We start from the raw sequence: 627 nt of genomic DNA, 5'->3' as shown, positions 1-627 counted from the left end.
GGGAGGTACTAATAACCCCTGTTTTTTAAAATATTTTCCATTTAGCTCATAATTAATTTCTTAAAATAAATCATGAGCTAAAAATTAGACTAAATCGCAAAATAAAGAGGTTAAAAAAGGCATTATAGCCTTCCTTTTTTCTTGTTTTTTATAGTATGGACACACTTCTCCTACCGGATTGAATAATGTGAATTGCACGGGTCATATTGTAGACCATATTCATCAATGTAATCTTTGCTGTTGCGCGCTCTATACCAATTGTCATCACCTTTAACTCATGACCTTGTCTGTGCATCCAGGCAAATACATGTTCCACTCTGGCCCTTACTTTTGACTTCTCCCTATTCTGCAGCTTTTGTTCCTGGCTCAAGGGTGTATTGCGGTAAGCCCGTTCATGGATCTCACTTTTAATTCCCAGTGTCTTTAGGGCAGCTTCCTGTTTGTCGCTCCGGTAAGCACTGTCTGCATATAAAGGTTTGCCACAATCTTCTTCATTTAGCAGATCCGGCAGTATTTCACTGTCATGGACACTTGCAGAACTGGTTTGAAATCCGGTGATCAGTTTAGAACCAATATCAACCTTCACATGGTTTTTATAGCCGAAATAGAGCTGATTGTTCTTCTTAG

At 38.8% G+C, this 627-nt stretch carries 1 protein-coding gene; it reads right to left on the bottom strand.

Features of this window, described 5'->3' with window-relative positions:
* Positions 1 to 148: 148 nt before the first annotated feature.
* The coding region (locus ADIARSV_RS01875) for an IS5 family transposase (protein WP_040298776.1) at positions 149 to 627 on the bottom strand (479 nt) is incomplete at its 5' end.

The organism is Arcticibacter svalbardensis MN12-7 (assembly GCF_000403135.1).
GTDB classification, from domain to species: Bacteria; Bacteroidota; Bacteroidia; order Sphingobacteriales; family Sphingobacteriaceae; genus Arcticibacter; species Arcticibacter svalbardensis.
Note: the sequence above shows the minus strand (reverse complement) of the source record. Positions and strands in the feature narration are given on the sequence as shown.